This is a genomic window from Bartonella sp. bp_1, from assembly GCF_055808085.1.
In genome coordinates this window covers 1826777-1837500 of record NZ_CM147851.1, presented here as the reverse complement: position 1 = coordinate 1837500, position 10724 = coordinate 1826777, and the positions used below count along the sequence as shown (strand labels likewise).

7 protein-coding genes, 1 tRNA gene, 2 rRNA genes and 1 pseudogene (1 of these 11 cut by a window edge) are annotated in these 10724 nt (G+C 43.4%); 9 read left to right on the top strand and 2 right to left on the bottom strand.

Features of this window, described 5'->3' with window-relative positions; genetic code table 11:
* The 5 genes and pseudogenes from ACYZ97_RS09095 to ACYZ97_RS09075 all read left to right on the top strand — a co-directional run.
* Positions 1 to 1483 (top strand): 23S ribosomal RNA (locus ACYZ97_RS09095) (it extends 1326 nt beyond the left edge of the window).
* 77 nt (positions 1484 to 1560) lie between these two features.
* Positions 1561 to 1675, top strand: a 5S ribosomal RNA gene (gene rrf, locus ACYZ97_RS09090).
* A gap of 102 nt (positions 1676 to 1777) precedes the next feature.
* Positions 1778 to 1854, top strand: a tRNA-Met gene (locus ACYZ97_RS09085).
* Positions 1855 to 2146: 292 nt separating this feature from the next.
* Positions 2147 to 2785, top strand: a pseudogene (locus ACYZ97_RS09080) (integrase core domain-containing protein); the annotation flags it as partial.
* A gap of 502 nt (positions 2786 to 3287) precedes the next feature.
* Positions 3288 to 3830 (top strand): hypothetical protein, encoded by a 543-nt coding sequence (locus tag ACYZ97_RS09075; RefSeq protein WP_473298263.1) that lies wholly within the window; start codon positions 3288 to 3290, stop codon positions 3828 to 3830.
* 412 nt (positions 3831 to 4242) lie between these two features.
* Here ACYZ97_RS09075 and ACYZ97_RS09070 read toward each other — a convergent pair whose 3' ends face one another.
* Positions 4243 to 5583 (bottom strand): ferredoxin reductase family protein, encoded by a 1341-nt coding sequence (locus ACYZ97_RS09070; protein ID WP_473298261.1) that lies wholly within the window; start codon positions 5581 to 5583, stop codon positions 4243 to 4245.
* A gap of 306 nt (positions 5584 to 5889) precedes the next feature.
* Here ACYZ97_RS09070 and nagA point away from each other — a divergent pair, with 306 nt between their 5' ends.
* Together nagA and ACYZ97_RS09060 are read left to right on the top strand one after the other, a co-directional pair.
* A complete protein-coding gene (gene nagA / locus ACYZ97_RS09065) occupies positions 5890 to 6996 on the top strand; it encodes an N-acetylglucosamine-6-phosphate deacetylase (RefSeq protein WP_473298259.1) in 1107 nt (368 codons plus the stop codon).
* A 110-nt stretch (positions 6997 to 7106) separates the two neighbouring features.
* A complete protein-coding gene (locus ACYZ97_RS09060) occupies positions 7107 to 7616 on the top strand; it encodes a hypothetical protein (RefSeq protein ID WP_473298258.1) in 510 nt (169 codons plus the stop codon).
* Between the two features lie 28 nt (positions 7617 to 7644).
* Here ACYZ97_RS09060 and ACYZ97_RS09055 read toward each other — a convergent pair whose 3' ends face one another.
* Positions 7645 to 8196, bottom strand: coding sequence for a cupin domain-containing protein (locus tag ACYZ97_RS09055; protein ID WP_473300672.1), 552 nt, complete (start codon positions 8194 to 8196; stop codon positions 7645 to 7647).
* Between the two features lie 150 nt (positions 8197 to 8346).
* On the opposite strand from ACYZ97_RS09055, the gene aptA reads away from it, so the two are divergent.
* Both aptA and ACYZ97_RS09045 read left to right on the top strand, forming a co-directional pair.
* Positions 8347 to 9675: an omega-aminotransferase AptA gene (gene aptA, locus ACYZ97_RS09050; protein ID WP_473298257.1), complete on the top strand. Its 1329-nt coding sequence runs from the start codon at positions 8347 to 8349 to the stop codon at positions 9673 to 9675.
* A gap of 270 nt (positions 9676 to 9945) precedes the next feature.
* Positions 9946 to 10710 (top strand): IclR family transcriptional regulator domain-containing protein, encoded by a 765-nt coding sequence (locus ACYZ97_RS09045; protein WP_473298256.1) that lies wholly within the window; start codon positions 9946 to 9948, stop codon positions 10708 to 10710.
* Positions 10711 to 10724 lie beyond the last annotated feature (14 nt).

The following is a 10724-nucleotide window of genomic DNA, read 5'->3' as shown; positions in this document are numbered from 1 at the left end:
AAGGGAGTGAGAGACTCCCTCGCCGAAAGTCCAAGGGTTCCTGCTTAAAGTTAATCTGAGCAGGGTTAGTCGGCCCCTAAGGCGAGGCCGAAAGGCGTAGTCGATGGGAACCACGTTAATATTCGTGGACCTGTGGGAAGTGACGGATCGCGTAAATTGTAATGTCTTATTGGATTGATGTTGCAGTGAAGCGGTTCCAGGAAATAGCTCCCACATATAGACCGTACCCGAAACCGACACAGGTGGACCGGTAGAGAATACCAAGGCGCTTGAGAGAACTACGTTGAAGGAACTCGGCAAATTGCACGCGTAACTTCGGAAGAAGCGTGACCCTTATTCGGGCAACCGGATGGGGGTGGCACAGACCAGGGGGTAGCGACTGTTTACCAAAAACACAGGGCTCTGCGAAGTCGCAAGACGACGTATAGGGTCTGACGCCTGCCCGGTGCTGGAAGGTTAAGAGGAGATGTGCAAGCATTGAATTGAAGCCCCAGTAAACGGCGGCCGTAACTATAACGGTCCTAAGGTAGCGAAATTCCTTGTCGGGTAAGTTCCGACCTGCACGAATGGCGTAACGACTTCCCCGCTGTCTCCAACGTAGACTCAGTGAAATTGAATTCCCCGTGAAGATGCGGGGTTCCTGCGGTTAGACGGAAAGACCCCGTGCACCTTTACTATAGCTTTACACTGGCATTCGTGTCGGCATGTGTAGGATAGGTGGTAGACTTTGAAGCAGTGGCGCCAGCCATTGTGGAGTCATCCTTGAAATACCACCCTTATCGACATGGATGTCTAACTGCGGTCCGTTATCCGGATCCAGGACAGTGTATGGTGGGTAGTTTGACTGGGGCGGTCGCCTCCTAAAGAGTAACGGAGGCGCGCGATGGTGGGCTCAGAACGGTCGGAAATCGTTCGTCGAGTGCAATGGCATAAGCCTGCCTGACTGTGAGACTGACAAGTCGAGCAGAGTCGAAAGACGGTCATAGTGATCCGGTGGTCCCGCGTGGAAGGGCCATCGCTCAACGGATAAAAGGTACGCCGGGGATAACAGGCTGATGACCCCCAAGAGTCCATATCGACGGGGTTGTTTGGCACCTCGATGTCGACTCATCGCATCCTGGGGCTGGAGCAGGTCCCAAGGGTATGGCTGTTCGCCATTTAAAGCGGTACGTGAGTTGGGTTCAGAACGTCGTGAGACAGTTCGGTCCCTATCTGCCGTGGGTGTAGGAATATTGACAGGATCTGTCCCTAGTACGAGAGGACCGGGATGGACGTATCTCTGGTGGACCTGTTGTGGCGCCAGCCGCATAGCAGGGTAGCTATATACGGACGGGATAACCGCTGAAGGCATCTAAGCGGGAAACCCACCTGGAAACGAGTATTCCCTGAGAACCGTGGAAGACGACCACGTTGATAGGTCAGGTGTGGAAGTGTGGCAACACATGAAGCTTACTGATACTAATCGTTCGATCGACTTGATCGTTCCCATTACCCATATTTATTCAAAAAATATTATCTCAAATAAATCCAGCTTCTTGAAACTTTGATGAGCTTCGCCGACCTGGTGGTTATGGCGGAGCGGCTGCACCCGATCCCATTCCGAACTCGGCCGTGAAACGCTCCAGCGCTGATGGTACTTTGTCTTAAGGCACGGGAGAGTAAGTCGCTGCCAGGTCTGCAAAACTCATCAAATATTAAATTCTCTCACGACAATGGCAGTCAATGCCAAATTATTAATTTAAAAACAGGCTCATTCCTTACAGCCCAAAATATTTGACGCGGGGTGGAGCAGCCCGGTAGCTCGTCAGGCTCATAACCTGAAGGCCGCAGGTTCAAATCCTGCCCCCGCAACCAAATCCCTATATATGATCATGTAACATTATCGCTGGCGCGAAGACTTCATCTTCGCTGGCGATGGGAGCTCGTCGTTCGTAACCTCACCATAACCTGAAGGCCGCAGGTTCAAATCCTGCCAACGTAACCAAACATTAAAAAAAGCCCCTAACTATCAAATGGTTAGGGGCTTTTTGCATTCTTAAATCTCCTTATAAAAAGAAATTAGGGCAGGGCAGACCGCCAACAGTCAAATCATCTCACAGGCGCACCGATTCTGAATCTGAATCTGAATCTGAATCTGAGACTGAGACTGAGACTGAGACAGGCAGGCATGATGGTCAATCACAAGCGTGTGGAACGGCTTTATAGAGAAGCAGGATTGCAGGTTAGACAAAAAATTGATTTCATAACGTATACCATTGGGGCGTCCATCTCATGCCAATCAGATGTGGTCAATGGATTTTGTATTTGATCGCACGGCAGATAGTCGTGTGATCAAGGACCTGACCATCGTTGATGATGTCACCCATGAATGCGTTGCCATTGTGCCTGAGCGTGCCATTAGCAGCAATGCTCTGACGCATATGGATCGATTGGTTTTTTTACACGTGGCTTGCCACAAGCGATCCGGACGGATAATGGCAAGGAATTTTGTAGTGCTATCATGGTGAATAGGGCGCATAGACATGGCGTGAAGCTATTCCTAATTGAGCCGGTCAAACCCAACCAGAATGTTTATATTGAATCATCCAACGGGCGCTTTCGTGATGAATGTCTCAATGAATACTGGTTTATCAATCTGCTGAAAGCCAAAACTATTATCAAAGCATGGCGGCAGCAATATAATGAGGAGAGACCTAAAAAGGTGTTGGGCGGATTAACACCAAAAGCTTATGCTGGACTTCTGGCACAGAATACGAATGGATTACCAACCGCAGACTCTAAATAAAACTGCTACTCATAATGGGGTAACGTCGACGCTCCCACATAAGGCCATAATAGTACCTTTAGAATATATAATAGACAAGGATAAGAACCCAAAACTTAAGGTTATTCGTAATGGTGAAGAAATAACTGTTTCAGTAGTGATTGGAGCATCCACAATAAATGGTGTTACAATAAAGATCGGTGTTCTTCCTGATGATGAAATTGTTAAAATTGACAATTAGCTATTTTAATGTACCGTTATGATACATTTATGAAGAATGTGAGGGATGGCTGGAATAGCTATGAGAGCTTGATAGGCCACAGTATTCATAAGGGGATGCGATATGACTATATCATCTACCGCATTAAATGGTCGAAGTGGGGAAATAGCACTTCAATTGATAAGGTCAAATAACGACAACTCAAATAAGTCAGTTTCTTCTGACGCTAAAAAGAACATTTAAGAACTTGCCAAGCAAGCTGTTGATATTCGGGATAAGTCTCAAGCGGATTTTCGATCTAAATTGGTTGCAAACGCCTTAGAAGCACGTAATCCTCAAACCTATGAAGAGGTTCAGGCTTTTACTAAGGATATGAATGTTAAGATTGATGTATCACCAGAAAATCAACAATATTTTGATAGCATTCAAGAAATATTAGGCGATCAACTGGATATATCTATAGCCCATATGGGGTTTAAATCTAGTAGTGCATGGGGTGATATATCATGGAGATTGTCATATTTTTTAGATAAGAATCCAGATGCTTTATCTCAAGATCAATTAAAAAAGGTGATAGTTGAACTCACCAAAATTGGCATTAACGAAGGTGAAGTGCCAAGTGGTGCTGCTCTCTTGGATAAATTGAATTCAGGCGATTTTGAAATCTATATGGGTGATGAACTCGACGATCCATTTTTCACTGAACGTGTTTCATACGCACTTGTACCGAAAGAGGATGCAAGTGTAGTGAATTTGAAATTGACAAAAATCAACTCAGTCCAAACGCTAGCAAACGCGCCAGAGAGTTTTGGGAAAGTGGCAAAACTCGTATGGGTGGTAGTCTAAGCATTGGTAAGTTGGATTTTTGCTTAATTTACTAAAAGGAGAGGGTGATGTCATGAAAAAGCTACTGTTGTCCGTCTTTAAATGCTTTGAGACAACTTGTGTTTTAAAATAAGAGAGGAACCTACCTGTTTTAGATTGGCAAATTATGCTGCATTTTTGTGATAAATCAAGCGGCGGTTTGTAATGTTCTGAACTTGATTTCTTCATACCCATTATGCTTTTTCCTATGGCATAATGAGACTGAAATCCTTCCTTGAGCCAATATACAACTTTCATCTCAAAGGCGCTGACGGCGAACATCCCTGAGCAACTGCGGACAGAAAGATTTGAAAACCGAGAATTCTAGTTTTGTCTGAGATAAAAATTGAGCGCACCTCAATTTGGGCAGGATTTATAGTATATTCTTCTGAGACTAACGCATATCAAATAGCTCTCGATGAATTTTTTTTGGTATAGCTCCTTGTTTCAAAAAGTCCTTTTCAAGATTTTTACCAAAAATAGCCGGTCCACAAAACCATATTTCAGCTTGTTTCCAATCAGGAAATATATCCATTAAAACCTTGCTATTAAGCCGACCGTCGCGCAGTGTGCTCCAAATAGTCAGATTAATGCCAGCTGATTGAGCAAGATTTTGTAAAGCGGCACTATTTTTTGGTGAAATTGATGAAATGGCATAGATGAAATTGATATTTGTTCTTTTTGGGGAATGTTGTTTAAGCTCTTTCAGTCTTGCAAGAAAAGGTGTAATGCCGACACCCGCAGCAATCCATATCTGGTGTGGGGTGTTATTAAAGTAGAAACGACCGTAAGGACCTTCTATTTGAACCTTTTGGTTTTTAAAAGTAGAGTTTTGTATAGCCTTTGTATAATCACCAAGAGTTTTAATATGAAAGATCAAAGTAGGATCATCACTGTTCCATGGAGAGGCTATTGTAAAAGGATGTGCCCCTTCTTTTTTATCTAAAGTTATAAAAGCGAACTGACCGGTTTCATGACCAGGCCATGCATCATTTAGTCTAATTGTTAGGACATGAGTATTCGTAAATTGATCTTGTTCAGATTTAATTACTGAACCATAATATCGTTTTCGGAAGCCTAGTCTATGGAAAATTACGACTAGCGCTGAAATACTGCCTGAAAGGATAAATATAAATATTAAAAATCCAAAAGGCTGTAACCAGTAAGAAAATTTTGTTAAAATAATAGTATGAAATACAATGATTAGATAAACGCCAATAAAAAATGTATGATAATTTCGAAAAAAATGATAGGGAAATAACTTAACCAGTGTGATAATGCCAAGAATTATTGTAATATAAAATACCCATTCACCTAAAAATTCTGCATTTTTTTTCCATCCCAAAAGGAATAATTCTAAATCATTTTTTTCGAACAAATTAGGTGTTAGTATGTTTTTGGGAGGCCGAACTAGCCAGCCCCAACTAATTGCCCATTTTGTTCCTTTTGCTAAAAGCCAATGTATTATAGCGGCAACAAGCGCAGTGATGCCCAGCCATTTATGTAGACGATATGCTTTGTCAAGGCCATGTAATATGTTTTCAATCCAAGTTAGTCGTAAAGCTAAAACGATATCAACGCTCATAGCGCAAAATGATATTAATCCCGTAACTTGGATAAATTCTTTTCTAAAGGCAAAATAACCCTGAGTAATTTTAATATAGTCACCTGTAAAAAGCCAAGCAAAGGTACAAATAAGTATCAGAGAAAAAAATAAAATTTTTATATTTTTCATACCAAATAGCATTTAGGAATTTTTGAACCGTCTCATAATTGTAGAGACTAACTTTTTTAAATTAGGTCACCTATTTTTTAATGTCCAGTGATTTATGAGTTGATGGTATTGAATGGGGCAATGCATGGTACGTGTCAATCTTAATAATGTGACAGTTTGATGGGGCGTTTGGGTATGGTTCCTGATCAAGATAAAATTTGAAAATTAGAATAAAATGATAAGCATTAAATAGGCTTTTACGCTGTGGTATGTAATGGCGTATTAACCGCTATGCTATAAACTGATATCATGCATAGGGAGAACAGATTGAAACTTGCGGGCAATATATTAACCGTTGATGGCTGGGTTTGTGGTGTCTTACACGTAGAAAACGGTCTGATTGCGGCGCTTGAAGCAAAGGCCGATATCGATACTGGTGATGCATCTTATATTATTCCTGGATTTATTGATCTGCACGTCCATGGTGGCGGTGGACGCGATACAATGGAGGCGGGGGATGCGGTAAAGGTTCTGGCTCGCAGTCACGCTTGTTTTGGAACGACGTCTGTTCTTGCAACAACGATGACAGCGACCAAGGATGATATTTTGGCCGCTCTATATGCCATTAGAAATGTCATGCAAGAGCCGACAGATGGTGCCGATATTCTTGGAGTACATCTGGAGGGCCCTTTTATCAATAAAGATAAATTGGGGGCGCAACCCAACCATACCTTACTGGCGTCAAAGGCTATGATTGAAGAATTTCATGCGATCGCACCTTTGAAGGTCATCACGATTGCTCCTGAATTTGAAGAAAACCTTGAAATTATTCCATGGCTTAATGACAAAGGTATTCGTGTCCAGATTGGGCATACGTTGGCAAATTACGGCCAATGCATATGTGCATTAAAGGCAGGCGCCCAATCTTTCACCCATCTTTATAATGCGATGTCGCCATTGCGTCATCGAGATCCGGGTGCGGTGGGTGCGGCCATGGCCAAAGCGTTTTATTGTGAGATTATCCCTGATTTCATTCATAGTGAAAAAGGGGCTGTTTTGGCTGCTATGCGGGCTATTCCACGGCTTTATGCCGTTACCGACGGAACGGCCGCTTGCGGTATGCCGGATGGTCAATATAAGCTGGGTGAAAATGATGTTTTCAAACGGGATGGGGCGGTGCGTCTTGATGATGGTACCTTGGCAGGTAGTGCGCTGACCCTTGATCAGGCATTGCGCAATTTTGTGATGTTGGGTGATTCATTGCAACAGGCGTCCTATCGCTTGTCCCAATATCAGGCAGACTATCTTGGCCTTGAAGATCGAGGGCGTCTCTTGCCGGGTTTGCGTGCCGATATTAATGTGCTGGATCATAATTTACAACTGCAGCGCACCTATGTTGCGGGCAAATGTATTGTTGACCATTGTGAGAAATGACATCGCTGTCTTGGTTTGCCTAGTAGAATTTTCCAAAAAAATATACAGCCTTAGTTTCGCGCAAGGTTCAGCTTTTATCTTGATGATAAGCGAAGCGAGGTTTTTTATCTATGGTCAGTATAACGGCATTGGGTGGGTTGTCTGCATTGGAATTGCAGTCTCAGACAGAGGATGAATATTCTATGGCTGTCAATGAGGGTGTACAATCAAAGCCATTGGAGCATGTGGATTCGGTTTGTCAGAGCTTGAATGAGGTTCGAAAGAGTTTGCATGATTTCTATTATCGCGATCATAATGGAGAACCGAATTTTACAGAGTTTTTGGATATTGTTGGCGCTCAATCTTTTCTTGATCGTGATGTAATGACTGCCCTGATCATAGATGCAGATCAGTTATTTTCCGATACAATCAAGCTCCATGCCATCGAGTTTTTTGAAACCATGTTTGATAAAATGGATGAAAAGATCAATAACTGTAAAAGCCAGATCATGGAGCGGCTTGCAGTGAAAAATGGCAAAGTTGTTGTGCCTGATCCCGAACCGACATTTGACGAACTGGTCAATATGGACATGCATGACCACGCCCGCGCAACGCTTAACACGATGTTGAGCAATCTTTAAAACAGCGTTTTTTCTGTATCGGTATGTTTTAGAAACTGGGCGGTGTACAGGCGCTGACAACCTCGCATGGTTTATCGCCGACGCAGCGGAAGCGATGTGGCCTATGGCTCTCAAAATAATAGGCATCTCCCGGTCCGAGTATGCGTCGTTCATCATCGACGGTGACTTCAAGACGACCGGAAATGACAATACCGCCTTCTTCACCTTGATGGGTAAAGGGGACTTTGCCTGTATCGGCGCCGGGCAGATAGCGCTCTTTCAGGATTTGCAAATGACGTGAGGGAAAACGCTCGCCGATCTGGCGATAGGAAATCTTTCCTTTGCCGATTTCTGTCAGCTCACTCTCCTGATAGAATACGGTTGTCGGTCTCGTCGGTTCAAGTGAAAAGAATTCACCCAGATCAATCGGAATACCATCAAGAATGCGTTTGAGTGCACCAACAGAGGGATTGCTTTGACCGCTTTCGATCAAGGATATTGTTGAATGGGTAACACCGCTTTGTGCTGCTAGTTTGCGCTGTGAAAGACCTTGCCGCATGCGCACATAACGTAATCGCCCGCCTATATCAATGGAGTCCATCATGCTGCCTTATTGGTTGGTGTGGTTGATATATCGTAAATATATAATTTTGATATAAGTAAAATCAATAACTTAATTTCAATCAAAAAAGGACTTGTTTAATATTAAAAAAATGCGCCTTATGAAATAAACAGACATGGGAGCTTTGAGATGACTGTAAAATCAAATATGCCTTCTTTAGAAAGTTATTGGATGCCGTTTACGGCCAATCGTCAATTTAAGGCGGCGCCGCGGGTTCTCGCTGCGGCAAAGGGAATGTATTATACCGATATTGATGGCAATAAGATTATTGATGGTACGGCTGGCCTATGGTGTGTGAATGCCGGTCATGGCCGCGATGAGATTGCCTCGGCAGTCGAGCGCCAGTTGATGTCGCTGGATTATGCTCCCGGTTTCCAGATGACCCATCCGATGGTGCATGAATTTGCCAACAAGCTTGTCAGCATGGCACCTGGTGGCAAGGCCAGTGGTCTTAATCATGTGTTTTTTACCAATTCCGGTTCTGAATCGGGTGATACCGCGTTGAAAATCGCTATTGCCTATCAGCGCGCGATTGGTCAGGGAACGCGCACACATGTGGTCGGTCGTGAAAAAGGCTATCATGGTGTTGGCTTTGGGGGAATATCGGTGGGCGGTCTGGTGAATAATCGCCGTGTTTTCCCTCAGATTCCGGCTTCGCATTTGCGCCATACATTGAATATTGAAAAAAATGCCTTTACACGCGGCCTACCGGAGCATGGGGGCGAGCTTGCCGATGATCTTGAACGGATTGTCCAGCTTAATGGCGCAGAGACGATTGCGGCCGTGATTGTTGAACCGATGTCGGGTTCTGCCGGTGTTATTCTGCCCCCGAAAGGTTATTTGCAGCGCTTGCGTGAAATTACAAAGAAATATGGCATCTTGCTGATTTTCGATGAAGTGATCACCGGTTTTGGCCGTTTGGGAACACCTTTTGGTGCGGATTATTTTGGCGTTATTCCCGATATGGTGACGTGTGCCAAGGGAATTACCAATGGTGTTATTCCAATGGGCGCCGTATTTGTTCATGAAAGCATTTATAATGGTTTGATGAGTGGACCTGAAAATCAGATTGAACTTTTTCATGGCTATACCTATTCCGGCCATCCGGTGGCTTGTGCTGCCGGTCTGGCAACAATGGAAGTTTATGAAAAAGAAGGATTGCTGACCCGAGGTCAAGAGCTGGCAAAATATTGGGAAGATGCAATATTCAGTCTTAAGGGACTACCCAATGTGATTGATTTACGTACGATTGGGTTGGTTGCTGGTATTGAATTAGCTTCAAGAAAAGATGCGCCGGGTCAACGAGGCTATGAAGTCTTTACCGATGCCTTTAAAAATGGTGCTTTGATCCGTCAGACAGGCGATGTTATTGCAATGTCGCCACCGCTTATTATAGAGAAAGAAGAAATAGATAAATTGGTCTCAATTACCGCTGATGCAATCAAGAAATATGCCTGAATAAAGGCGTAATGATTTGGTTGTCATAGATACTAAAAAGCCGGATAGAGGATGATCTATCCGGCTTTTTAGTATGGATATGAGTTATTGATTTTATGCGTGTACTGACAAGATAAGAAAAACGCGTCTATCCAAAATAATTTTTCCTCACTAATTGTTTTTTTGTTCACTATTTTGAACAATTGGCATTGATTTAAATCATGCTTTATGGACTTTTTTGTGTCTTGACAAATGGTGCATGCGCTGACAAACTAATGCATGTTCACTATAGTGAACAATTTCATCATTGATGAGGTTGATTTGATGAGTGGCCGTGGGGCAGAGCGTATACTGGATTTGCTGGAGCTTTTTTCTGCCAGCAGTGAAGCGCTTTATGTCAGCTCTATTGCTAAGATGCTTGATATGCCCAAGAGCAGTACGTCGTTATTGTTAAAGCTGCTTGAAGAGCGTGGTTATATCATACGTACTGATAATAATGGTTTTGTTTCTCATCATATGCCAGGTAGTATATCTGCAGGTGCTGTTGCACCATCAACGCTTCTAACACTTGCAGAAAGTATTTTGCTACGTAGTGTCGTGCAATCAGGTGAAAGTCTTTTTATCGCTGTTTTACAGCGTTATAAGGTTTGTTACCTCAATAAATTATTGCCACAGCGTGAAATCGTTTATGATCGCAATATTTCGGTATTGCGTCATACCCATAAGGTTGCGTCTGGTATTGTTTTGATGTGCGAACGCACAGATGCTGAAATTGATTCCTATTGTGATGCAAATAGATTGAGCAAACAGGAGGCGCAGGATTTTCGCGCCAAGCTTTGTATCGCTAAAGAGCAGGGCTTTTATTTTAATCCGAATGGTGTCGTGGAAGGAGCCGCTGGTATCGCCGCGCCTATCCGTAATACGCGATCGGATATTATTGCGGCAGTTAATATTTCAGGGCCGCGTGAGCGTTTTGTCAGTAGTGCCCATAATCTTGAAAAGATTGTTGTGGCAGCAGCAAAGGATATTTCGACGGCAATAGCCGATGCAGTTTAACGTGAATGGAGGAA

Excerpts from the sequence above, each read along its gene's own strand:
- ACYZ97_RS09070 (WP_473298261.1), bottom strand. The coding sequence starts at position 5,583 with ATGAAAAATATAAAAATTTTATTTTTTTCTCTGATACTTATTTGTACC.
- aptA (WP_473298257.1), top strand. The coding sequence starts at position 8,347 with ATGACTGTAAAATCAAATATGCCTTCTTTAGAAAGTTATTGGATGCCG.
- ACYZ97_RS09060 (WP_473298258.1), top strand. The coding sequence starts at position 7,107 with ATGGTCAGTATAACGGCATTGGGTGGGTTGTCTGCATTGGAATTGCAG.
- ACYZ97_RS09055 (WP_473300672.1), bottom strand. The coding sequence starts at position 8,196 with ATGGACTCCATTGATATAGGCGGGCGATTACGTTATGTGCGCATGCGG.